Origin of the sequence: Yersinia rohdei ATCC 43380 (genome assembly GCF_000173775.1) — a bacterium.
In the GTDB taxonomy this organism is placed as follows: domain Bacteria; phylum Pseudomonadota; class Gammaproteobacteria; order Enterobacterales; family Enterobacteriaceae; genus Yersinia; species Yersinia rohdei.
Window position 1 is genome coordinate 40,245 of sequence record NZ_ACCD01000003.1, and the last position, 21,529, is coordinate 61,773.

The following is a 21,529-nucleotide window of genomic DNA, read 5'->3' on the forward strand; positions in this document are numbered from 1 at the left end:
AGCCTTTTCCTGTTGAGATAAATAATGAATTCAACCATTTTATTAGCATTGGGTTTGGTTTTAGTGCTCGAAGGGCTTGGCCCGATGCTTTATCCCAAAGCCTGGCGCAAAATGATTCTGGCGATGACGCAATTACCTGATGCCACTTTACGCCGTTTTGGTGGAGGATTAGTGGTTGCGGGCGTTGTTATCTACTACATGTTGCGTAGCCGCATGGGCGGCTAAATGTAAGCACAAAAATTGTTCAGTTATGTGTTAAAAAGTACTGAAAGCAGCCGAGTGAGATGTTAGAATCCTTTTTTAAGCAACCTGGTGATTTTTGAGATGGGTAAGAACGTCGTCGTACTGGGCACCCAATGGGGTGACGAAGGTAAGGGCAAGGTCGTAGACCTGCTGACTGAACGGGCTAAATATGTTGTGCGCTATCAAGGTGGTCACAACGCTGGCCACACTTTGGTTATCAACGGTGAGAAAACCGTTCTTCATTTAATTCCCTCAGGTATTCTGCGTGAAAACGTAACCAGCATCATCGGTAACGGTGTTGTTTTGGCACCTGACGCATTAATGAAAGAGATGACAGAACTTGAAGCGCGCGGTGTGCCTGTTCGTGAGCGACTGTTACTCTCCGAAGCATGCCCATTAATCCTGCCTTATCATGTGGCTTTGGATAATGCGCGTGAAAAAGCACGTGGTGCAAAAGCAATCGGTACTACCGGTCGCGGTATTGGCCCTGCCTATGAAGATAAAGTTGCCCGTCGCGGTCTGCGCGTAGGCGATTTGTTCAACAAAGAAACCTTCGCTATCAAACTGAAAGAAATTGTGGATTACCACAACTTCCAGTTGGTGCATTACTACAAAGAAGATGCTGTTGACTATCAAACTGTGCTGGATGGTGTATTGGCTGTTGCCGACATTCTGACTGCTATGGTCGTTGATGTGTCTGAATTGCTGGATAATGCCCGCAAGCAAGGTGAATTCATCATGTTCGAAGGCGCCCAAGGCACCTTGCTGGACATCGATCACGGTACTTATCCGTATGTCACCTCATCTAACACCACTGCTGGTGGCGTAGCGACAGGTTCTGGTTTAGGGCCGCGTTATGTTGATTATGTGCTGGGTATTGTAAAAGCGTATTCGACTCGTGTCGGCGCAGGCCCGTTCCCGACTGAGCTGAATGACGAAACTGGCGAATTCCTGCGCAAGCAAGGTAACGAATTTGGTGCGACTACCGGTCGTAGCCGTCGTACTGGCTGGTTAGATGCTGTTGCAGTGCGTCGTGCGGTGCAAATCAACTCATTATCTGGCTTCTGCATGACCAAACTGGATGTGCTGGATGGTCTGAAAGAAGTGAAGATTTGTGTTGGTTACCGTATGCCAGATGGCCGTGAAGTTGATACAACTCCACTGGCTGCTGAAGGCTGGGAAGGTATTGAGCCAATTTACGAAGTCATGCCAGGCTGGTCAGATGTCACCTTTGGCGTGAAAGAGCACAGTAAGTTGCCACAGGCGGCCCTGAACTACATCAAACGTGTAGAAGAGCTGACAGGTGTTCCGGTTGATATCATTTCTACTGGCCCTGATCGTGAAGAAACCATGATCCTGCGCGACCCATTTGATGCGTAATTGACAGCATTATTGTCAAATTTTCGTTTTCAAAACACTCAAACCGGGCTAATGCCCGGTTTGTTGTTCCCCAGGTAAGCTGTTTTTACATCAAAAGACCCGCCCTTCACCTAAATGATTAGCCGCAAGCTTTGTGGCTGGTTTATCATTCAAAGTATAAGTTTTCTAAATGGCACTTAGAGTCATACTTATAACCTATCCAAAATATGTCATCTTAGATGGGTTTAAGCCGAGTAAACTGATACTCAGGGGTATACGTGCAGTTAACAAGTTTTACTGATTATGGTTTGCGGGCGCTTACTTATATGGCCTCGCTACCTGAAGGCCAAATGACCAGCATTTCTCAGGTAACTGAGGTCTATGGCGTGTCCCGCAATCATATGGTTAAAATAATCAATCAGTTGAGCCGTGTAGGGCTGGTAACGGCTGTGCGGGGGAAAAACGGCGGAATACGCTTGGGTAAGCCGGCCAATGAGATTCGAATTGGTGACGTGGTGCGCCAGTTGGAACCCCTTTCTCTGGTAAATTGCAGTAGTGATTTTTGCCATATAACACCCGCTTGTCGTCTGAAATCAGCGCTAAATCAAGCGGTAAAAAGTTTTTTAGATGAGCTGGATAATTATACTTTAGCTGATATGGTTCAAGATAATACCCCGCTCTACAAGCTATTACTTGTTGAGTAGTTTTCTTACTTAATCAAAGATATATATACCCAAAGAACTTGGGATTGCAGGTAGGCAGCCAGTAAACGAGTCCCGATGAGCTTACAAAGTCAGTGCTCCGGGCGAGAGAGTGCAGCTAACACCGATGCAATTTCAAGAGCGCAGGGTAAAGACCTGCTGATGACAACGGAGGAACCGCAATGTCACAAGATCCATTCTTGGAACGAGAAGCAGAAAAGTATGAGTCGCCGATCCCTAGCCGGGAATTTATTTTGGCTCATCTCGCGAAACGCGAAACACCCGCCAGTCGTGAAGAGCTGGCCAATGAACTTAATTTAAGTGGTGAAGAGCCTTTAGAGGCGCTGCGCCGCCGCCTGCGCGCGATGGAGCGTGATGGGCAATTGGTCTTCACTCGTCGTCAGTGCTACGCCTTGCCGGAGCGCTTAGACCTGTTGCGGGGCACAGTTATTGGTCACCGTGATGGTTTTGGTTTCTTACGCGTTGAGGGCAGTAAAGACGACCTGTACCTTTCCGCAGAACAGATGAAAATGGCCATCCACGGTGACGTGGTGTTGGCGCAAGCTATGGGGGCTGATCGCAAGGGCCGCCGCGAAGCACGTATTGTGCGGGTGTTGGTGCCGAAAACCAGCCAAATTGTGGGCCGCTACTTTACTGATGCTGGTACCGGTTTCGTGGTGCCGGATGACGGTCGCCTGAGCTTTGATATCCTGATCCCGCCAGATTCTATCAATGGTGCACGGATGGGCTTTGTGGTGGTAGTTGAGCTGACTCAGCGCCCAACCCGCCGCACGAAAGCCGTGGGTAAGATTGTTGAAGTGCTTGGCGAGAACATGGGCACCAGCATGGCGGTGGATATTGCGCTGCGCACCCATGAAATTCCCCATACCTGGCCGCCGCAGGTTGAAAAACAAGTTGCGGATCTGAAAGAACAGGTGCCGGAAGAGGCGAAAAAAGGGCGGGTAGATTTACGCAATTTGCCATTGGTTACCATTGATGGCGAAGATGCCCGCGACTTTGATGACGCGGTGTATTGTGAGAAAAAACGGGGTGGTGGCTGGCGTCTGTGGGTTGCCATTGCGGATGTCAGTTATTATGTGCGCCCGCGCACCGCGCTAGATGACGAAGCTCGCAGCCGTGGCACTTCTGTTTACTTCCCATCGCAAGTTATCCCTATGCTGCCGGAAGTGCTGTCAAATGGCCTTTGCTCTCTGAATCCGCAGGTTGACCGCCTGTGTATGGTGTGCGAAATGACCATCTCCGCACAGGGCAAGCTTTCGTCTTATAAGTTCTATGAAGCGGTGATGAGCTCTCATGCTCGTCTGACTTATACCAAAGTGTGGCGCATTATTGATGGTGAAGAATCACTGCGCGAACAATATAAGCCGCTGGTGCCGCATCTGTTAGAACTGCATGAAATGTACAAAGTGTTGGATCAGGCGCGTGCCGAACGTGGCGGTATTGCCTTTGAAACTGAAGAAGCCAAGTTCATTTTCAATGCTGAACGCCGCATTGAGCGCATTGAATCTACAGTGCGCAATGATGCCCATAAGCTGATTGAAGAGTGCATGATTATGGCGAACATTGCTGCTGCGCGATTTGTGGAAAAACACAATGAGCCAGCACTGTTCCGCGTGCATGACCGCCCAAGTGATGACCATATTTCAGCCCTGCGCAGTGTGCTTGGTGAGCTGGGTCTGACATTAGGCGGTGGCCTGAAACCAGAGCCGAAAGATTATGCGGTGCTGATGGATGAAGTTGCCGATCGCCCGGATCATGAAATGCTGCAAACCATGTTGCTGCGCTCGATGAAACAAGCGATTTACGATCCAGAAAACCGGGGTCACTTTGGTTTGGCACTGGCCTCTTATGGGCATTTCACTTCGCCAATTCGCCGTTATCCAGATTTAGCCATGCACCGCGCTATCAAGTATCAGTTAGCCAAAGAGCAGGGCAATGTTAAAGAGCGCTGGACACCTACCGGCGGCTGGCACAGTGAATACGAAGAAATGCTGCAATTGGGCGAACACTGCTCAATGACTGAGCGTCGCGCTGATGAGGCCACCCGTAATGTGGCGGATTGGCTGAAATGTGACTTTATGCAAGATCAGGTGGGTAAAGTCTTCACCGGCATTATCGCCAGTGTCACCGGTTTTGGTTTCTTCGTGCGCCTGGATGATTTGTTTATTGATGGTCTGGTGCATGTATCCAGTCTGGACAATGACTATTACCGCTACGATAACATCGGCCAGCGCCTTATCGGCGAATCCTCCGGTCAGGTTTACCGGTTGGGTGATACCGTGGAGATCCGCGTGGAAGCGGTACATATGGATGAGCGCAAAATCGACTTTGCTCTGGTTTCCAGTACCCGTAAGCCGCGCGGTGAAGGTAAAACTGCACGTGAGAAGGCCAAGAAAGCCGATGGTCAGCGCACGATGCGCGATACCTCGACTGGCCGTGGTGGCCGGGGCAGCTCATCGAGTTCACCGCGCCGCGATAATGCCCCTGTGGGGAGTGGGCAACAGCGTCCTCGTCGTGCTAAAAAACCCGCGAATTTCGAGCCGGACAGTGCTTTCCGCCCGGCAGATGCAGCCGCTAAGCTAGATGAAAAAGCAGTGGCTGAGAAAAAGGCCAAGGCGAAAGCGAAAAGAGCATCCGCCAAGACCAAGAAAATTGCGGCGGCAACTAAAGCTAAACGCGCCAAGAAAAAAACCAGCACTGACCAATAATGGCCAGCTGAGTTATTGGATGGCTAATTGTCGGGCGGCCCCGGTCGCCCGCATTAATTTAATCATTGGCAAGCCAGTTATTCCCTAAATAATTCGAGTTGCAGAAAGGCGCAAGTGAGTGAATCCCAATGAGTTGGCGTCGGTCAATGATTCGGGTGAGCAAAAGCGGCCAACGCACATGCAGCTTGAAGTATGACGGGTATATTTTGTCTGCCGACACATGTAAAAGAGCATCATGAGCGAAATTATTTACGGAATTCATTCCGTCAAAGCCCTGTTAGACAATGATCCGCAACGTTTTCTGGAAGTGTTTATTCTGAAAGGTCGTGATGATCGTCGCCTACAACCCCTGATTGCAGAGCTGGAAGCTGCCGGTTTGGTGGTTCAAGTTGCCAGCCGTCAGTGGTTGGATTCTCAGGTTGAAGGCGGAGTCCATCAGGGGATAGTGGCGCGCGTCCGTGAAGGCCGCCAGTATCAGGAAAATGATTTGCCCGCCTTGCTGGCCAGTGTGGAAACGCCTTTCCTGCTGGTGCTGGACGGCGTAACTGACCCTCATAATTTGGGGGCTTGTTTACGTAGCGCAGATGCCGCCGGCGTTCATGCGGTTATCGTGCCACGGGATCGCTCAGCGCAACTGAATGCCATTGCCAAGAAAGTGGCCAGTGGTGCTGCGGAAAATGTGCCATTGATTAAAGTCACCAATCTGGCGCGCACTTTGCGGGTGTTGCAGGAAAACAATGTCTGGATTGTCGGCACGGCCGGTGAAGCTGACCACACTTTATATCAGAGCAAAATGACCGGCCCAATGGCGCTGGTGATGGGCGCTGAAGGTGAAGGGATGCGCCGTCTGACCCGCGAACACTGTGATGAACTGATCAGCATTCCAATGGCGGGCAGTGTTTCCTCGCTGAATGTGTCGGTTGCGACTGGCGTCTGTTTATTTGAAGCGGTGCGCCAGCGGGCACTAAAAGCCTAATAGCCATTTCTTGCTCATCTTGCCAGAAGCCAACATTTTCGGATGTTGGCTTTTTTATTTTTAATATCGGGAATTTTAAATAATTATCAGTGATATATAGTGGATTGGTCACGGTTTGTACCGAGTCTGTCAGCAAAAAACCTCGTCTGCACCATACTTAACCCTGATTTATGTAAGCTGGTTTCGTCATGAGTGCTGAAATGGAGGAAGTTATGGAGTGGCAGACTCACTTGGTTTTCAACCAGCCAGAGCCTTTATCGAACAGTAATTTATTTCTGTCTGATATGGCCTTGCAGGAAGCAGTGGTGCGGGAACATGCTGGCTGGGATGGGGAAACTTTGGCTCAGATTGGATTGCAGTTGGGTTCGCAAGAATCCCTTGAGTTAGGGAGGTTAGCCAACGCCAATCCTCCTGAATTATTACGTTACGACGGCGCAGGGTTACGGTTAGATCAGGTGCGGTTTCATCCGGCCTGGTATGTATTAATGCAAGAATTGGTGAGCCACCGGGTACATAATTTGCCTTGGCAGGAAGATGCCCGCAAAGGATCTTTTGTGGCGCGCGCCGCACGGTTTATCTTGCATGCCCAGGTCGAAGCGGGGTCGTTATGCCCGATAACCATGACGTTTGGTGCCATTCCATTATTACAGCAAACCTTGCCGCCCCTGTTCCAAGGTTGGTTATCGCCACTCCTTTCGAATCGTTATGACTCTCATCAAATTGTAGGTAATCAGAAGCGGGGCTTACTGATTGGGATGGGAATGACGGAAAAACAAGGTGGTTCCGACGTCCTCAGTAACACCACAAAGGCAGAACCGCTGGATTCTCGTGGTCATGGCGAGGCTTATCGTCTGGTTGGACATAAATGGTTTTTCTCCGTGCCACAAAGTGATGCGCATTTGGTTCTGGCGCAAACTGACGGCGGGTTATCCTGCTTTTTCTTGCCAAAAATATTGCCGGATGGCACCTATAACGCCATTCGATTAGAGCGCTTGAAAGAGAAACTGGGCAACCGCTCTAATGCCAGCAGTGAGGTTGAATTTGATAACGCCACCGCGTGGTTATTGGGCGATGAAGGCGACGGTATTCGCCAAATCCTGAAAATGGGCGGCTATACCCGTTTTGATTGTGCTCTGGGTAGTCATGGATTAATGAGACGTGCTTTCTCAGTCGCGCTGTATCACGCCTGGCAGCGACAGGCTTTTGGTAAGGTGTTGGTAGAGCAACCCTTGATGCGACAAGGACTAAGCCGCATGGCATTGCGCTTAGAGGGCCATACTGCATTATTGATGCGCCTGGCCAGTGCATGGGGGAAAGCGGGCGAGCCGCACGAGCAAATATTTAGCCGTTTACTGACCCCAGCGGCGAAATATCGGGTCTGTGGGCAGGGCAGTGCTTTTGTTGCCGAGGCCATGGAAGTGTTGGGGGGAATTGGTTATTGCGAACAAAGCGAGTTGCCGCGGCTATACCGTGAAATGCCGGTAAACAGTATCTGGGAGGGCTCGGGCAATATTATGTGCCTTGATGTGTTGCGCACGCTACGTAAGCTGCCCAACGCGCTGGAAATGCTACAGCAAGAATTTTACCCGGTACGTGGGCAAAATCGATTATTCGACCGTGGCTGGCGGCAATTACAGCAGCGGCTGAAAAATCCCAAAGAAGAGCAAGGGCGGGCGATAACCCAGCAACTGTTTGATTTGTGCTGCGCGGCTCAACTTTTGCGCTTTGCTTCACCGCCATTAGCGGATGCCTGGTGTCGCATGACACTCGACCACCGTGACCAGTATATGGTGCCGGAAGCGGTTTGCGCACTGTTGCTCAGCCGCGGCAGCGGCATTAAATAACCGGTATAAATGTTTACTTATACAGCAGCGCGTTGGCATACCAGATACCGGGATAAACGCTGTCGGACATCATGATAATGACATAATAAGGCGCACCGCTGGCATCAGCCTTGCGCTTAATTTCTGCTTCAACATCCATTGGGCTGCCAAATGTCTGAGCCGATATGGTGCCTATTTTTTGCAAGTTAACACTCTGGGCGCGGGTGATTTCTTGTGCATAAGGCAGTGGCGCAGGAGGAGGAACCGGGGTTACGTGAAAAACACTGCACGCCGAGAGCCCCAGAACAATCAGTAACAACCCCATCACAGGTTTTATCTTCATCTTTGCCTCTTCTTCAGCAGGGCGGTGATTAGCCAATCCCGTTATTTCTCAAGTGTAACGCTGTAACCTCAGTATGAGGGTAATATCTTGGAAGAAATTGATTTAAGACTTTATGACTGCGTTTTGGCACACTCAAATTTGGTATTTATGCTCAGTTGAATAAAAAAGGTCCTCGCCATGATTGAGATGTCGCTAGAAAATATTAATGGTATTGAGGTTATCCACGCGGCCCCTGCGGGTAAGCGCCAGCAGCCGTTACCCACTATTTTCTTTTACCACGGCTATACCTCGTCAAAAGAGGTTTACGCCTATTTTGCCTATGCTTTTGCACAAGCAGGGTTTCGCACTATAGCGCCAGATGCGGCTATGCATGGTGCCCGATTTAACGGTGACGACACTCAGCGGCTATCCCATTTTTGGGAGATCCTAAAATCAAATATTGATGAGTTACCCGCTATTAAACAACATTATCAACAGGCTGGATTGATTGACGGTGAGCGAATCGGCGTGGCGGGGGCATCAATGGGCGGTATGACGACATTGGGCGCTTTGGCGCGCTATCCGTGGGTCAGTGTTGCCGCAGACTTTATGGGGTCAGGTTATTTTACTTCTTTGGCGCGACAGTTATTTCCCCCTTTAGAGGCCGGTCGCCAGATAAGTCCAGCCGAACTTGAGCGCCGCTTGTCGCCGCTGGCAGATTATGAACTTTCTCACCAGTTGGCCAAAGTAGCGAACCGCCCATTATTGGTGTGGCATGGTGAAGCTGATGATGTGGTGCCCGCAGCAGAAAGTGTGCGGTTAGTTCAGGAGCTAAAAGCTCAGGAGTTGGATGGCAATCTAACGTATGTGACTGAACCGGGGATTGGTCATAAAATTACCCCTACAGCGTTGGCCTTGGGCGCACGTTTTTTCGGCGAACATCTATAAAAAACCCCCTCTTAATGGGGGGTTGTCTTTCTCTGGTGTTGCATTTTTCTATTGAATATTAGCGATAAAGAATCGCATTAATGTGCATTGAGCTGTTATCGCCGGGTTCATGCATAGCAATAATCTGGTACGAGGTTGCTCCGCGTTCATCAGCTAATTTACTGACTTGTGCTGTGGCATCATCCGGAGATACCACATTGTGGCCCAGGGACAGTGCGCCGATACTGACACGATGTTGTTGCATTGCCTGTTGGGCACTGATTTCAGTGGCGGCAAAAGTGTTGGCAGAAAGAAGTAATCCGAATGTGGCTGCGATGGCGAGTGAATATTTCATAGGTGACTCCAAAATCTTATTTATATACTTTGAATAACTTTCAGTTAGCTTCGCCGCTCTTTTTGCGGTGGATGCATATAATTTTAGTCGATTTTGTTAATTTAAAAACCGGTGATTATTGATTTACTTCATCAAAAAAAGTGAATGAAAATTATGATGAGCTAATGATTTTATTGAAAGATTTAGCAGACTAATGGATTTACATCCATTGGTTGCTCGGCGAACAAAAAGTGCGGTTTTAGCAAAGTAATGGCCAGAACAAGAATAAATCCCCGCGAGTCCTTGAGTTTCCAGCCTCCCACAAGTATAGTTACGCGTCATTTTTCAGCCGCACACAAACACGTTCCTTGCCTCCATGGGCCGCGGTTGACCCTATCAGGAGGCTGAATAATCCGTAAGGAGCAATAATCGATGCGTCATTACGAAATCGTTTTTATGGTCCATCCTGACCAAAGCGAACAGGTTCCGGGCATGATCGAGCGCTATAGTGCAACCATCACTAATGCTGCTGGTACCATTCACCGTCTGGAAGACTGGGGCCGCCGTCAACTGGCTTACCCGATCAACAAACTGCACAAAGCTCACTACGTTCTTCTGAACGTTGAAGCCCCGCAGGAAGCGATCGATGAGCTGGAAACAAACTTCCGCTTCAACGACGCCGTTATCCGTAGCATGGTTATGCGCGTTAAGCACGCGGTAACTGAAGCATCACCAATGGTTAAAGCGAAAGACGAACGCCGTGAGCGTCACGACTTCGCGTCAGAAGCCAATGATGATTCTGAAGCTGGGGATTCTGAAGAGTAATTGCCGTGGTGACCACTAATCGTCTGGTACTCTCTGGCACTGTGTGCAAGACACCGGTTCGAAAAGTAAGTCCTTCGGGCATCCCGCATTGTCAATTTGTGCTTGAGCACAGGTCAACACAGCAGGAAGCCGGATTTAGCAGACAGACATGGTGCAGAATGCCCATCATCGTCAGCGGGCAAAAGTCACAAGCATTAACTCACAGTATAACGGTCGGCAGTCAGTTAACCGTTGAAGGCTTCATTAGCTGCCATCAAGGCCGCAATGGGCTAAACAAATTGGTTCTGCATGCCGAGCAGATTGAATTTATAGATTCTGGAGACTAGCCAAATGGCACGTTATTTCCGTCGTCGCAAGTTCTGCCGTTTTACCGCGGAAGGCGTTGTAGAGATTGATTATAAAGATATCGCTACGCTGAAAAACTATATCACTGAAAGTGGTAAAATTGTCCCGAGCCGTATTACCGGTACTCGCGCAAAATACCAGCGTCAGCTCGCCCGTTGTATCAAGCGCGCACGCTACCTGTCTTTGTTGCCGTACACTGATCGTCATCAGTAATCGGCCACTGTCCATTAACGACTTTGAGAGGATAAGGTAATGCAAGTTATTCTGCTTGATAAAGTAGCAAACCTGGGCAGCCTGGGTGACCAAGTGAATGTTAAAGCGGGCTACGCTCGTAACTTCCTGGTTCCACAAGGTAAAGCTGTTCCGGCAACTAAGAAAAACGTTGAGTTCTTTGAAGCACGCCGTGCAGAATTGGAAGCCAAATTGGCTGGCGTTCTGGCTGCTGCTGAAGCTCGCGCAACCAAAATTAACGAACTGGGCAGCGTCACCATCGCATCTAAATCTGGCGATGAAGGCAAACTGTTCGGCTCTATCGGTACTCGCGACATCGCAGACGCTGTAACTGCAGCTGGCGTTGAAGTGGCCAAGAGCGAAGTTCGTCTGCCGAATGGCGTTCTGCGTACCACTGGTGAGCATGAAGTTCACTTCCAGGTACACAGCGACGTGTTCGCGCAACTGAACGTGATCGTGGTTGCAGAAGCGTAAGTTACGCTGCTGTTAACCTGCTAAAACGCCAGCCTTGTGCTGGCGTTTTGCTTTTTATTTTTGGGTCACAAAAAAATAGGGCAGCAGGTATTAGGGGGCCATGTTGGGTGCCAGAATATCAAATTTACATTCCTCGGCAGCCACTCCCGCACATCGGTAGGTTTCCAGAAAAGGTGTCTGTTGGTAGGCCCAATGGGGTTTTCCACTGATGGAGGCCAGCCAGGTTTTATTCCCGTAGTACATATCGAGCTTTTTACCTTCGGCCAGTATGTTGTAAGTGCATTTTTGAAAAATGCCCTGATCAATAGCATTCCCCTTGTCACTATCACTATCGATAATCAAAAATGCTTCACTGAAACCGGTGATGTCGGTTTTGTTTTCAGGTATCGGCCCATGCAGCGCCCCACTCCATTCCTCGCCACCCACAGTGACGGCGGTATAAATGAGTGCGCTCTGTTTGATGCTATCAATTGCCGGGCAATGGTGTTGAGCCAATACCTCTATGGGGGCCAAGAAGAAAAGCAAGAAAGCGGATTTATATTTCATAATTACTCCCTTATGAATGCGGTTATTTGCTGGTGTTATGGATGGCACTAACCACCCAGAAAACAACCTAATTCGAGTGAGCGGGAGTCACAATATCAAAGAAACTAAGGTGATATATAGGCAAGCTATAGGAGAGGGTTAACGCTCGCGACGATAACTGCCATCGCTTTGCCGGGTAAACAGCACTTCGGCATTATTGGTGGTTTTAATGGACAACGCGGCGACTTCACCTTGGGCATTCAGCATGATTTTGACGTCCTGCCCAGCTTTGAGGTTACTCAGAGGTTTATTATTGCCCTCAACCTGCGCCATCGCAAAAACGTCATTCACGGGTAAATTATTATCGCGGAACAACTGCGCCAGCGTTTTCCCGGATTCAATATGATAATTCTGCCAATCCCCTTGTAATGCGGAAGACGCCACCCTTGGAGGTGGCGGAGCATCAAGATTGCTTTGTAATTGATTGCTTTGTGAATAATTGTCCTGCAAATGGGCCTGTAACGGCACCTCAGTGGACGGGGCGCTGACCGGGAATGCGTTATTAGGGTTATCACGTGATGCTGGCCACAGCAGTGCCAGCAGCAATATCGCGGTCACAATAATAATCCAGCGGCGATGGAAGAAGGGCAAGGGTTCCATCCACTGAAAACTGTCCGGCATGTGCCAGATTTTCAGCAAAATCCCTTTAATGTATGTCTCCCGGGGTAGGGTAGCCACCGGTTTATTGGGGACATTATTTTCAGTAAAGGCAATATCCTCAGCAGGAGAAATGTGTTCAGACGCACTGACTTCAGACATCAGATTTTGCTCATCAGGAGATTTAGCCTCCGGTAAAATCCTTTGCCTGATACTCAACCAAGTGTGCAGCAGTGGCTGATAAACCCGAGTACTTTTTTTTCTCCTGGGCGCGATTCTGCCCATGGTGACCTCTCTTCAACGACGTAAAACAACATAAATAAAAAAATGAAAATTTACCCATAGGCTTCTAAGTATAACTCTTCTTACTTGAAGTTGGGTTGAGTAGCTAACTATCTGATGCGAAAAGACAGAAGATTCTGAGATTTATCCTCATCATCTTTCAATCTGCAGAATTGTTAGCTGCCATTGTTTCTTTTTCTCTGACAAAAGTCATCATTCACGAAGCAAGATTTTACCGCGCTCCCCTGCTGCTGTTATGCTTGCGGCTTCGACATGATGAGTGACTAAAGGAAAATCCATGACAACCCCTTCTTTTGATAGCGTTGAAGCGCAAGCAAGCTACGGAATTGGTTTACAAATCGGGCAACAATTGCAAGAGTCCGGGCTGGAAGGTTTATTGCCAGAAGCACTATTGGCAGGTTTGCGTGACGCGATGGAAGGGAATACACCGACCGTCCCTGTGGATGTGGTACACCGCGCATTGCGCGAAGTTCACGAACGCGCTGATAAAGTACGTGTTGAGCGCCAGCAGGCGTTGGTTGAAGAAGGGAAAACTTTCCTGGAAGAAAATGCCAAGCGTGATGACGTCACCACGACAGAATCCGGCTTACAATTCTCTGTGTTGCAGGCAGGTGACGGCCCAATCCCATCCCGTCAAGACCGGGTTCGTGTGCATTACACCGGTCGTCTGGTTGACGGTACCGTGTTTGATAGCTCAGTTGAGCGCGGCCAACCGGCAGAATTCCCAGTCAGCGGTGTTATCCCTGGTTGGATTGAAGCCTTGTCTATGATGCCAGTAGGGTCTAAATGGAAGTTGTATATTCCACACAACCTGGCATATGGCGAGCGCGGCGCGGGTGCAACTATCCCACCATTCAGTGCATTGATGTTTGAAGTAGAACTGCTGGAAATTCTGTAACTTCCACAAGCAGTGAAATGAAATAAGCCAGGGCGACATCATGTCGCCCTGTTGCGTTTATTTATAATGGTAATTATTGACGGTGGAGTTATTCACCATTTAAGGCGCGGGGAAACAGCAAATTGTTTTCCAGATGAATATGTTCCATCAGGTCAGTAATGAATTCATTGATACCGGTGTAAAGCGCTTGCCAGGTATTGCAGGCCCCAGCAGGTGGAGTGACATTTTGTGTGAGTTGTTTTACCACTTCTAATTGTTGCCCAACCGCGTCGTGCTCTGCTTCCATCACAAATATTGGCCCACCGGCCTGAGACCCCATACCACGGCTGATCATGGGGAACAAAATCTGTTCCTCTTTATGCATATGCTGAGTCAGCTCTTCTAAAATCGCGGTAAGTTCGGCGGCAAGTCCACGGGGGCATGCCGGTTTTTCGCCATGCACGCGCTCAACTTTTTCAGCCATTAAAATCAATTCTGGTAACTGCTCGCGATGGCGGTTGTGGTAGCGACTAATAATAAAATCAATAAGATGGGTTAAGGATTGTTGCTGCCAATCTTCTGATGACTGCGGATCGGCTTGCAAGGCATTCAGCTGTGCTTCCAGCTCGTCAATATCCAGGTTGAGCTTAGTCGCCGCCCGTAACAGTGTTTGTTTGCCACCACAGCAAAAATCCAGTTGATGCTGACGGAACAGTTTTGTGGCGCGTGGAATAGCAATGGCCAGAGCACCCAGAGATTGATTGCGGTAATCCATGTTGATACCTCATTGAGAAAGTAAATATCTATAACATGCATAATAAATACATGTTATAGATTGTGATATAGCTCTAAAGAGGTATAAAGAGATAATCGCCGTGCTAAGGGGGTTGAAAATGTTAGCTGGAGGAGAAAGGTGCCGAATGGGACGTAGCCGCGTAAGTGGCCGGAGCGGCAGTCGCCCCGGCTGATTAGGAACTGACAATGTTGGTTTGTCATCAACCTCAGCGCTCCGTAAAGCGCTGTTGTCATCAATTATTTCTTCTGTAAATCCAAGCGATAAACTGCAAAGCCAATCTCGTCAGTGCCTTGTGCTGTCATCGGATACTGAGCTTTTTGTTTAATAAATTCAGTGGCTTTTGCACTTGGCGAGGTTTCAAAGCGGATATCCAGGGGGTGCTGGCTCTCCAGTGTTGCCAGACGCCAGTTGTTATCGGCTTGCGGGGTAACTTGCCCGTGTTTTTTGGTTTCAGCACTGATATAAGCAGACAGCACGGCCCGGTTTTCATCCGGCGAGGCGAAAGCAATATGGCTGTCACCGGTGCCCGCAAACTTGCCGCTGTAGGCCCGGTAATTATTGGTGGCAATCAGGAAAGTGGCCTTAGGATCAATAGGTTTTCCGTTGAAAGTCAGATTTTTAATCCGCTCGGCTTTATCGTTAATCAGCGCACATTCACCATCATAGCGAGCCGGCTGGCTAACATCGATTTCATAGTTAACACCATCAATAACATCAAAATTATAGGTGCGGAATCCCTCCCAATTAATGAGTGATTGCGGCTTATCACTGTTCACATCAATTTGATTAAATTGCCCTGCCGAGCATTCCAACCACTGCTTAACCTCCGCACCACTGGCTTTCACCACGACCAAGGTATTGGGGTAAAGGTATAAATCTGCCGCATTCCGGAAGGTCAATTCGCCTTTTTCCACTTCCACAAAACTGGCTGGGTCATTTTTACGTCCGCCAGCTTTAAAAGGCGCGGCGGCAGACAGCACGGGTAAATCAGCCAAATCTGGATCGCCCTGAATAAAGTGTTCGGTATAGGCGCGTTGGGCATTATTCACGATTTGTACCGTGGGGTCGTCTTGGATCAGTGCCAGATAGCTGTACATGTTATCGGATGCTTTGCCGATCGGCTGGCTAACAAAATCACGAGTGCCTTGGTGGTCTGCGGCTAACACTTTCACTAAATTAGCATTTTCAGCGGCCAGGGATTTTTGTGTGGTTTTATCAAAGATAGGGCGGGCTTCAGCCTTAGCTTGTGTGACTTGCCAGGAACCCTGGTCATTATTCAGGACAAAATCAACCACCCCCAGGTGGTCACCCCATTGGCCTGGCATTACTGCGGGAATACCATTTAATGTGCCCTGTGCGATATCCGCCCCTTTGATGGCTGCAAAATCTTTGCTGGGGAAAACCGCATGGGCGTGGCCGAACATGATGGCATCAATACCCGGCACTTGGCTGAGGTAATATACCGAGTTTTCCGCCATCGTTTTATAAGGGTCACTAGAGAGGCCGGAGTGGGGGATAGCGACCACGATATCCGCCCCTTGTTTGCGCATTTCCGGAACCCATTTTTTGGCGGTTTCGGTGATGTCGTCAACTTTGACTTTGCCGCTCAGATTAGCTTTATCCCAAATCATTACCTGTGGTGGCACAAAACCTATGTAGCCGATGCGCAAATTATGGCTTTTCCCTTCGCGATCTTTCACCGGAGTATCGACAATTAAATAAGGTTGAAACAGCGGCTTACCGGTTTTGATATCAATAACATTAGCATTTACATAGGGGAATTTTGCTCCAGCCAATGATTTTTTGAGGTAATCCAGACCATAATTAAATTCATGGTTGCCAATGTTACCCACGGCATAGTCCAGTGTGTTCATCGCCTTATAGACTGGGTGAATTTCTCCGGCTTTAAGTCCCTTGGCTGCCATATAGTCGCCAAGTGGGCTGCCCTGAATCAGGTCGCCATTATCCACCAGAACACTGTTAGTCGCCTGTTGGCGGGCCGCTTCAATCAGGCTGGCGGTGCGCACCAGACCAAATTTCTCAGTGGGTTTATCTTTGTAGTAATCGAAATCCATCATATTGCTGTGCAAATCGGTGGTTTCCAGTACTCGCAAATCAACAGTAGCGGCATGTGCGGCGGTAACCGACATCGACGTCGCGACCGCAATCAGGCTGGCTAACAGGGATAACCTCAGTTGGCGCTTAGACATGGCTTTCTCCATCGTGGCTTTTCCATTAAAAAAAAACTATTCGACATGTATCGCAAAAGAATGTGTAAATTCAATAGATTGTCATAATAAAGTGTGAAGTTTGGCAGAAAACAGCTTTAGATAACACGGAGATGCTCACAGTTGCAGCAGGTTAATCCTACTGATTTGATTGAGAGTTACACACAAATGTGACTCCGGGGCAGGTAAATTATTAGCCTACCGAAATGACGATAGCAGGGTGATGATTAATTTTTATTTTAGCTTTGCGTTCTAAAATGAATATAAAGTGGGCAAGAAGTTTCAAAAACTATTATCAATTTACAGGAATACGAGTAATTAGATGTATTCTGGCTATCAATAGTCGACATGACTCATAATACCAAGGGGTGGATGATGTTAGAGCAAATTTGCCAGTTAGCCCGCGAGGCAGGCGTGGCGATTATGGCGGTCTATCAAGGGGATAAACCTCTGGATGTGGCCCATAAAAAGGATGATTCGCCAGTCACTGCGGCAGATCTTGCGGCACACCAGATTATCAAAGCGGGGTTGGCAACATTAACCCCGGATATTCCACTGTTATCTGAAGAAGACCCACCCACTTGGGCGGTGCGGCAGCACTGGCAGCGCTATTGGTTGGTTGACCCACTGGATGGCACGAAAGAATTTTTGAACCGTAATGGCGAGTTTACAGTGAATATTGCCCTGATTGACCAAGGGGTACCGGTGTTAGGCGTGGTTTATGCCCCGGTAACTGAGGTGATGTACAGTGCTGAAAACGGCCAGGCATGGAAGGAAGAATGCGGCAGGCGCAAGCAAATTCAGGTGCGCGATGCATTGCCGCCACTGGTGGTGGTGAGCCGCTCTCACACCGATGCAGAGCTGGAAGATTATTTATCACAACTGGGTGAACATCAAACCGTCGCGGTGGGGTCATCACTTAAATTTTGCTTAGTGGCGGAGGGCAGTGCGCAGTTATATCCGCGTTTCGGGCCAACCAATGTGTGGGATACCGCTGCGGGGCATGCTGTGGCCATTGCTGCCGGGGCGCAGGTTCATGATTGGCAAGGTAAACCGCTGTGCTATACCCCACGTGAATCTTTCCTAAACCCCGGTTTTAGAGTGTCGCTGTTTTAAGGTTGCAACAATTGGTGCAGTTGGGCGATGACCTGCTGCACCTCTTCAGGGGTCAGCGCCCCATCTTTGACAAATTTCACATTGCCTTGCTTATCCAGCACCACAATCGCCGAACCCTTCTCCGCTAATCCCCAAGCCTTCTGGACACTGCCATTACTGTCGACCACAAATTGTGACCAAGGGAATTCGCGCTTGTTACTTTCAATGCTATTACGGACAAAAACGGCGGTGCCGATAATCGCGTCATCGGTATTGACGATTGTCGTCGTTTGGTAATCTTCGTGTGGCAGATTGGCGTGCTTGATGGCCTCCACCAGTGGTGCATTCAGCTCTTTTGCCGAGCTGCGACCGGCAATATGCTGGACGACTCGCACTTTGCCGGGCAATTGCGAGCTATTCCAGTTTTTATAGCTAAACTGATCAGTAGCCTTATCGTAATTTAACTCGCCTTTATCGCTGACACCCACGGGCGGCACCCGCTGTTCAATTTGGAGGCTATGAGCGCTGGCAATGAAGGGGGTGAACAGCAGTGATAGTATTAGCAGGCTATTTTTTATCATGGGATGTCCTTGTGGATCTTATGAGTAATGTCGGGCACTTATTCCTGCAACCCTTCCAGTCTGCAGCTAAGTTTTCCAATAATAGGTGCTGATCAGAGGTCTGTCCTGTTTGTCTCTAAATAATTATTTCTGCCATTTACTAGAAGGTTATTCTGATCTAACCTCACATTTCCTGATTGTGACTCTGTAATATTATGTAAATGCAGCATCAATGACTAGTTTTAGCGGAACTTAAGCCCATACTCTAGGTCTACTACTCTGCAATTAACTTACGCTACCTGTGATCTTGGTCGCGAAGGCGGCAGAGGGGGCGTACTGGTGTCATGGGAGGAAAGTAAAACAATGAGGATCTTCCAGCGTTACAACCCGGCAAAAATCGCGATGTATGTCAAAACGTTATTTCGTGGTCGGTTGTATATCAAAGATATGGGGGCTTTTGAGTTTGATAAAGGCAAGATTTTAATCCCGAAAGTTAGGGATAAACGCCATTTTGAGGTGATGTCAGAAATTAACCGGCAGGTGATGCGTTTGCAAACAGAGAGCTAACATCCCTTGGATTTGATGTTATAGCTCGGGTGGTATTATCACCAGACTGATTTAATTACGGCCCCTTTATAGGGGCCGTTAATGTTTAAAACGTTAATTAATTCAAATGGTGCTGATGCGGACTATGCATCACTGCTTTCATGCGGCGCTTTTGGCAGTATTGGGGCCGGTTGGTCACTAAGCCGGGTAACCAGTAATTGATCGATTTTGTAGCTATCGATATCAACCACTTCAAACTTGTAACCGGCATATTTGACGAAATCGGTGCGTTTAGGAATTTTACGCAGCATATACATCATAAAACCGCCGATGGTTTCATAATTGCCCGACTGAGGGAATTCGTCGATATGCAACACGCGCATGACGTCCTCAATTGGTGTACCGCCCTCAATCAACCATGAGTTTTCATCACGGGCAACAATTTGTTCTTCTTGGCCCTGGCCGACTAAATCACCCATCAATGTGGTCATCACGTCATTTAAGGTAATTATCCCAACCACCAAAGCATATTCATTGAGGATAACTGCAAAGTCTTCACCGGCGGTTTTAAAGCTTTCCAGCGCCTCTGAGAGTGTCAGTGTGTCCGGCACAATCAGCGCCGAGCGAATCTGTACGCCACTGCTCAGCACCAAGCTCTGGTTACCCAACACCCGGTTCAGCAGGTCTTTGGAGTCAACATAGCCCACGACTTGATCAATATGTCCATCGCAGACCAAAAATTTGGAATGCGGATGAGTCGAAATCTTTTCTTTTATGCTGTCTTCACTTTCTCGCAGATCAAAGAAAATCACACTTTCGCGCGATGTCATCGAAGAAGGAACAGTACGAGATTCCAATTCAAAAACGTTTTCAATCAGTTCATGTTCTTGCTTACGTAGCACCCCAGCCAGAGCACCGGCTTCCACCACCGCGTAGATATCATCCGATGTTATATCGTCATTCCGAACCATTGGTAACTTAAATAGCCGGAAGATGAGATTAGCCATCCCATTGAAGAACCAAACTAATGGGCGACAAATCATCAGACAGAAGCGCATCGGATTAACAATTCGCAGGGCAACAGCTTCAGGTGAAATCATTCCGATGCGTTTCGGGGTTAAATCTGCAAACAGAATAAATAAGCTGGTTACCAGCACAAATGAGCAAATAAAGCTGATTTGATCAGCCATCTCCGGTGACATAAAACGTTCAAATATCACTCTGAAAGAAGGAGAGAACGCGGCGTCGCCGACAATCCCGCCGAGGATGGCGACGGCATTTAAGCCAATCTGAACCACGGTGAAGAAAATCCCCGGGGTCTCTTGTAATTTAAGTACCCGTAAGGCGTTGATGTCGCCGTCGTCGGCCAAAAGTTTTAACTTAATTTTGCGCGATGCTGCCAGTGAAATCTCGGATAACGAGAAAAAGGCACTCACGGCAATTAAAAAAAGAATCAGTAAAATACTGTTTAACATAATCTATCCGTGTCGTACCGACCATAGTGTCGGCGATCATAAGGAAGGGCCATTCTATTAGTTCACATTGATTATTAAGAGACGGCAGAAAACCGTCATCGGGCTGAATGAACAGCCCGGCTAGTATAGCAGCAGCGATAAGAGTGCCGCTAGCCTTACAGGTTTGGCGGCATACAAACGCCAATGCCACCTAAACCGCAATAACCGTGCGGATTTTTATATAAATATTGCTGGTGGTCATCTTCGGCGTAGTAAAACGGCAGCGCGGTTGCCAGTTCACTGGTAATCACCCGGCGGTCACCGGCTTTATCCATTGCTTGCTGGAACAGGTTTTTGCTCTCTGTTGCTTGTACTTCCTGCTCGGGTGTTAGCAGGTAAATGGCTGAACGGTATTGTGTTCCGACATCACCGCCCTGACGCATTCCCTGTGCCGGATCGTGATTTTCCCAGAAAATCTGTAATAGTTGCTTATAACTAATGATGGCAGGGTCGAAAACCACACGAACCACTTCCGTATGCGCAGTGCGACCGCTACAGACTTCGTGATAGGTAGGATTTGGCGTATAACCGCCACTGTAGCCTGCTGCGGTGCTGTAGACCCCCGCTTGTTGCCAAAACAGGCGCTCGACCCCCCAGAAGCAGCCCATGGCGAAGAGGGCAATTTCCATGCCTTCAGGAACATGTGTCATGGAATGCCCATTAACCACATGGAGAGTAGCGACCGGCATCGGTGTTAGTCGCCCCGGTAGAGCATTTGCCGCATCAATGACGGCGGTTTTATCAAAATTTTGCACCACGATAGACTCCGATGTTGACAGTGAACCCTAAGTTTACAGTAAATTACTAACAAGATGTTTACAGTGAATAGCGTTAGACAGTTGTATCTGATGGCGAGTTTGCACACAATAAGAACTATTCCGCGTTAATATCGCGGCTTAAGGGAGAGTTTTAGGGGGAGCTGGCTTAAATTGGCCTTTGAATGCGGGATGATAGTGTGAATATCACCACTTTCCCTTGGTTATTTGTTATTGCAGCAGTGTTGGCGGCACTTATTCACCCCGAATCATTGAACGGGTGTTAGCCCAGCGGAGTTTATCCGTTCGTTTGCTGCCTGGCTGCGACACCAATGACTTTGGGTATATTTTTCAACTGCCCGTAGAACGTTTTACAGGAAAGTA

Annotated in this window: 23 protein-coding genes; 14 read left to right on the plus strand and 9 right to left on the minus strand. The window is 48.5% G+C overall.

Annotated elements, in window-relative coordinates; all coding sequences use genetic code 11:
* Positions 1-24: 24 nt before the first annotated feature.
* The 6 genes from YROHD0001_RS13685 to YROHD0001_RS13660 all read left to right on the plus strand — a co-directional run bounded on the left by YROHD0001_RS13685 (position 25) and on the right by YROHD0001_RS13660 (position 7,852).
* On the plus strand, positions 25-225 hold the full coding sequence (locus YROHD0001_RS13685; protein ID WP_004713662.1) for a DUF2065 family protein: 201 nt from the start codon (positions 25-27) through the stop codon (positions 223-225).
* A 99-nt stretch (positions 226-324) separates the two neighbouring features.
* Complete coding sequence (locus tag YROHD0001_RS13680; RefSeq protein WP_004713663.1) at positions 325-1,623, plus strand: adenylosuccinate synthase; 1,299 nt, start codon at positions 325-327, stop codon at positions 1,621-1,623.
* Between the two features lie 257 nt (positions 1,624-1,880).
* Positions 1,881-2,306, plus strand: coding sequence for a nitric oxide-sensing transcriptional repressor NsrR (gene nsrR / locus YROHD0001_RS13675; protein ID WP_004713664.1), 426 nt, complete (start codon positions 1,881-1,883; stop codon positions 2,304-2,306).
* Between the two features lie 179 nt (positions 2,307-2,485).
* Entirely contained in the window at positions 2,486-5,032 is a 2,547-nt protein-coding gene (gene rnr / locus YROHD0001_RS13670) for a ribonuclease R (protein ID WP_004713665.1), read from the plus strand.
* Positions 5,033-5,267: 235 nt separating this feature from the next.
* Positions 5,268-6,008, plus strand: coding sequence for a 23S rRNA (guanosine(2251)-2'-O)-methyltransferase RlmB (rlmB, locus tag YROHD0001_RS13665; RefSeq protein WP_004713666.1), 741 nt, complete (start codon positions 5,268-5,270; stop codon positions 6,006-6,008).
* 200 nt (positions 6,009-6,208) lie between these two features.
* A complete protein-coding gene (locus tag YROHD0001_RS13660) occupies positions 6,209-7,852 on the plus strand; it encodes an isovaleryl-CoA dehydrogenase (RefSeq protein ID WP_032816227.1) in 1,644 nt (547 codons plus the stop codon).
* A 13-nt stretch (positions 7,853-7,865) separates the two neighbouring features.
* Here the strand turns inward: YROHD0001_RS13660 and bsmA are convergent, their stop codons facing one another.
* Positions 7,866-8,174: a biofilm peroxide resistance protein BsmA gene (gene bsmA / locus YROHD0001_RS13655; RefSeq protein WP_032816230.1), complete on the minus strand. Its 309-nt coding sequence runs from the start codon at positions 8,172-8,174 to the stop codon at positions 7,866-7,868.
* Positions 8,175-8,351: 177 nt separating this feature from the next.
* Here bsmA and yjfP point away from each other — a divergent pair, with 177 nt between their 5' ends.
* Positions 8,352-9,101, plus strand: coding sequence for an esterase (yjfP, locus tag YROHD0001_RS13650; protein WP_004713669.1), 750 nt, complete (start codon positions 8,352-8,354; stop codon positions 9,099-9,101).
* Positions 9,102-9,159: 58 nt separating this feature from the next.
* Here yjfP and YROHD0001_RS13645 read toward each other — a convergent pair whose 3' ends face one another.
* A complete protein-coding gene (locus YROHD0001_RS13645) occupies positions 9,160-9,435 on the minus strand; it encodes a YdgH/BhsA/McbA family protein (protein ID WP_004713670.1) in 276 nt (91 codons plus the stop codon).
* 411 nt (positions 9,436-9,846) lie between these two features.
* Between YROHD0001_RS13645 and rpsF the strand changes: the two genes are divergently transcribed.
* Genes rpsF through rplI form a run of 4 tightly spaced genes read left to right on the plus strand, consistent with a single transcriptional unit; the run spans position 9,847 to position 11,289 of the window.
* Positions 9,847-10,239 carry a 30S ribosomal protein S6 gene (gene rpsF / locus YROHD0001_RS13640; RefSeq protein ID WP_002210153.1) on the plus strand — a complete coding sequence of 131 codons (393 nt, stop codon included), beginning with the start codon at positions 9,847-9,849 and terminating at the stop codon, positions 10,237-10,239.
* Between the two features lie 5 nt (positions 10,240-10,244).
* A complete protein-coding gene (priB, locus tag YROHD0001_RS0117405) occupies positions 10,245-10,565 on the plus strand; it encodes a primosomal replication protein N (protein WP_020282467.1) in 321 nt (106 codons plus the stop codon).
* Positions 10,566-10,569: 4 nt separating this feature from the next.
* Positions 10,570-10,797, plus strand: a complete 228-nt coding sequence (rpsR, locus tag YROHD0001_RS13635; protein ID WP_002210155.1) for a 30S ribosomal protein S18 — start codon at positions 10,570-10,572, stop codon at positions 10,795-10,797.
* A gap of 39 nt (positions 10,798-10,836) precedes the next feature.
* The gene (rplI, locus tag YROHD0001_RS13630; protein WP_004713672.1) at positions 10,837-11,289 is read left to right on the plus strand and encodes a 50S ribosomal protein L9; all 453 of its coding nucleotides are present in this window, start codon (positions 10,837-10,839) and stop codon (positions 11,287-11,289) included.
* A gap of 90 nt (positions 11,290-11,379) precedes the next feature.
* Here rplI and YROHD0001_RS13625 read toward each other — a convergent pair whose 3' ends face one another.
* Together YROHD0001_RS13625 and YROHD0001_RS13620 are read right to left on the minus strand one after the other, a co-directional pair.
* Positions 11,380-11,835, minus strand: a complete 456-nt coding sequence (locus tag YROHD0001_RS13625; protein WP_004713673.1) for a DUF3757 domain-containing protein — start codon at positions 11,833-11,835, stop codon at positions 11,380-11,382.
* 138 nt (positions 11,836-11,973) lie between these two features.
* The gene (locus YROHD0001_RS13620) at positions 11,974-12,756 is read right to left on the minus strand and encodes an OapA family protein (RefSeq protein ID WP_004713674.1); all 783 of its coding nucleotides are present in this window, start codon (positions 12,754-12,756) and stop codon (positions 11,974-11,976) included.
* A 295-nt stretch (positions 12,757-13,051) separates the two neighbouring features.
* Between YROHD0001_RS13620 and bamJ the strand changes: the two genes are divergently transcribed.
* Positions 13,052-13,672: a BamJ family beta-barrel-assembly machinery protein gene (gene bamJ / locus YROHD0001_RS13615; protein WP_032816231.1), complete on the plus strand. Its 621-nt coding sequence runs from the start codon at positions 13,052-13,054 to the stop codon at positions 13,670-13,672.
* 88 nt (positions 13,673-13,760) lie between these two features.
* Here the strand turns inward: bamJ and ytfE are convergent, their stop codons facing one another.
* Together ytfE and YROHD0001_RS13605 are read right to left on the minus strand one after the other, a co-directional pair.
* Positions 13,761-14,426 (minus strand): iron-sulfur cluster repair protein YtfE, encoded by a 666-nt coding sequence (gene ytfE, locus YROHD0001_RS13610; protein ID WP_004713676.1) that lies wholly within the window; start codon positions 14,424-14,426, stop codon positions 13,761-13,763.
* Positions 14,427-14,683: 257 nt separating this feature from the next.
* Positions 14,684-16,669, minus strand: coding sequence for a bifunctional 2',3'-cyclic-nucleotide 2'-phosphodiesterase/3'-nucleotidase (locus tag YROHD0001_RS13605; RefSeq protein WP_004713677.1), 1,986 nt, complete (start codon positions 16,667-16,669; stop codon positions 14,684-14,686).
* A gap of 381 nt (positions 16,670-17,050) precedes the next feature.
* Here YROHD0001_RS13605 and cysQ point away from each other — a divergent pair, with 381 nt between their 5' ends.
* The gene (gene cysQ / locus YROHD0001_RS13600) at positions 17,051-17,791 is read left to right on the plus strand and encodes a 3'(2'),5'-bisphosphate nucleotidase CysQ (protein ID WP_032816232.1); all 741 of its coding nucleotides are present in this window, start codon (positions 17,051-17,053) and stop codon (positions 17,789-17,791) included.
* Here the strand turns inward: cysQ and YROHD0001_RS0117410 are convergent.
* A complete protein-coding gene (locus YROHD0001_RS0117410) occupies positions 17,788-18,351 on the minus strand; it encodes a YtfJ family protein (protein ID WP_032816233.1) in 564 nt (187 codons plus the stop codon). The two genes, cysQ and YROHD0001_RS0117410, sit on opposite strands and share 4 nt — an antisense overlap.
* 342 nt (positions 18,352-18,693) lie before the next feature.
* Between YROHD0001_RS0117410 and YROHD0001_RS13595 the strand changes: the two genes are divergently transcribed.
* The gene (locus YROHD0001_RS13595) at positions 18,694-18,897 is read left to right on the plus strand and encodes a DUF1107 domain-containing protein (RefSeq protein ID WP_004713679.1); all 204 of its coding nucleotides are present in this window, start codon (positions 18,694-18,696) and stop codon (positions 18,895-18,897) included.
* A gap of 122 nt (positions 18,898-19,019) precedes the next feature.
* Here YROHD0001_RS13595 and paeA read toward each other — a convergent pair whose 3' ends face one another.
* Complete coding sequence (gene paeA, locus YROHD0001_RS13590) at positions 19,020-20,351, minus strand: polyamine export protein PaeA (protein ID WP_004713680.1); 1,332 nt, start codon at positions 20,349-20,351, stop codon at positions 19,020-19,022.
* Between the two features lie 155 nt (positions 20,352-20,506).
* The gene (gene msrA, locus YROHD0001_RS13585; RefSeq protein ID WP_072086980.1) at positions 20,507-21,145 is read right to left on the minus strand and encodes a peptide-methionine (S)-S-oxide reductase MsrA; all 639 of its coding nucleotides are present in this window, start codon (positions 21,143-21,145) and stop codon (positions 20,507-20,509) included.
* Between the last annotated feature and the right edge of the window lie 384 nt (positions 21,146-21,529).

What these genes read in the sequence shown, in the direction of transcription:
- YROHD0001_RS13685 (WP_004713662.1), top strand. Translation starts at nt 25, where the DNA reads ATGAATTCAACCATTTTATTAGCATTGGGTTTGGTTTTAGTGCTCGAA.
- YROHD0001_RS13680 (WP_004713663.1), top strand. Translation starts at nt 325, where the DNA reads ATGGGTAAGAACGTCGTCGTACTGGGCACCCAATGGGGTGACGAAGGT.
- rnr (WP_004713665.1), top strand. Translation starts at nt 2,486, where the DNA reads ATGTCACAAGATCCATTCTTGGAACGAGAAGCAGAAAAGTATGAGTCG.
- rlmB (WP_004713666.1), top strand. Translation starts at nt 5,268, where the DNA reads ATGAGCGAAATTATTTACGGAATTCATTCCGTCAAAGCCCTGTTAGAC.
- YROHD0001_RS13660 (WP_032816227.1), top strand. Translation starts at nt 6,209, where the DNA reads ATGGAGGAAGTTATGGAGTGGCAGACTCACTTGGTTTTCAACCAGCCA.
- bsmA (WP_032816230.1), bottom strand. Translation starts at nt 8,174, where the DNA reads ATGAAGATAAAACCTGTGATGGGGTTGTTACTGATTGTTCTGGGGCTC.
- yjfP (WP_004713669.1), top strand. Translation starts at nt 8,352, where the DNA reads ATGATTGAGATGTCGCTAGAAAATATTAATGGTATTGAGGTTATCCAC.
- YROHD0001_RS13645 (WP_004713670.1), bottom strand. Translation starts at nt 9,435, where the DNA reads ATGAAATATTCACTCGCCATCGCAGCCACATTCGGATTACTTCTTTCT.
- rpsF (WP_002210153.1), top strand. Translation starts at nt 9,847, where the DNA reads ATGCGTCATTACGAAATCGTTTTTATGGTCCATCCTGACCAAAGCGAA.
- rpsR (WP_002210155.1), top strand. Translation starts at nt 10,570, where the DNA reads ATGGCACGTTATTTCCGTCGTCGCAAGTTCTGCCGTTTTACCGCGGAA.
- rplI (WP_004713672.1), top strand. Translation starts at nt 10,837, where the DNA reads ATGCAAGTTATTCTGCTTGATAAAGTAGCAAACCTGGGCAGCCTGGGT.
- YROHD0001_RS13625 (WP_004713673.1), bottom strand. Translation starts at nt 11,835, where the DNA reads ATGAAATATAAATCCGCTTTCTTGCTTTTCTTCTTGGCCCCCATAGAG.
- YROHD0001_RS13620 (WP_004713674.1), bottom strand. Translation starts at nt 12,756, where the DNA reads ATGGGCAGAATCGCGCCCAGGAGAAAAAAAAGTACTCGGGTTTATCAG.
- bamJ (WP_032816231.1), top strand. Translation starts at nt 13,052, where the DNA reads ATGACAACCCCTTCTTTTGATAGCGTTGAAGCGCAAGCAAGCTACGGA.
- ytfE (WP_004713676.1), bottom strand. Translation starts at nt 14,426, where the DNA reads ATGGATTACCGCAATCAATCTCTGGGTGCTCTGGCCATTGCTATTCCA.
- YROHD0001_RS13605 (WP_004713677.1), bottom strand. Translation starts at nt 16,669, where the DNA reads ATGGAGAAAGCCATGTCTAAGCGCCAACTGAGGTTATCCCTGTTAGCC.
- cysQ (WP_032816232.1), top strand. Translation starts at nt 17,051, where the DNA reads ATGTTAGAGCAAATTTGCCAGTTAGCCCGCGAGGCAGGCGTGGCGATT.
- YROHD0001_RS0117410 (WP_032816233.1), bottom strand. Translation starts at nt 18,351, where the DNA reads ATGATAAAAAATAGCCTGCTAATACTATCACTGCTGTTCACCCCCTTC.
- YROHD0001_RS13595 (WP_004713679.1), top strand. Translation starts at nt 18,694, where the DNA reads ATGAGGATCTTCCAGCGTTACAACCCGGCAAAAATCGCGATGTATGTC.
- paeA (WP_004713680.1), bottom strand. Translation starts at nt 20,351, where the DNA reads ATGTTAAACAGTATTTTACTGATTCTTTTTTTAATTGCCGTGAGTGCC.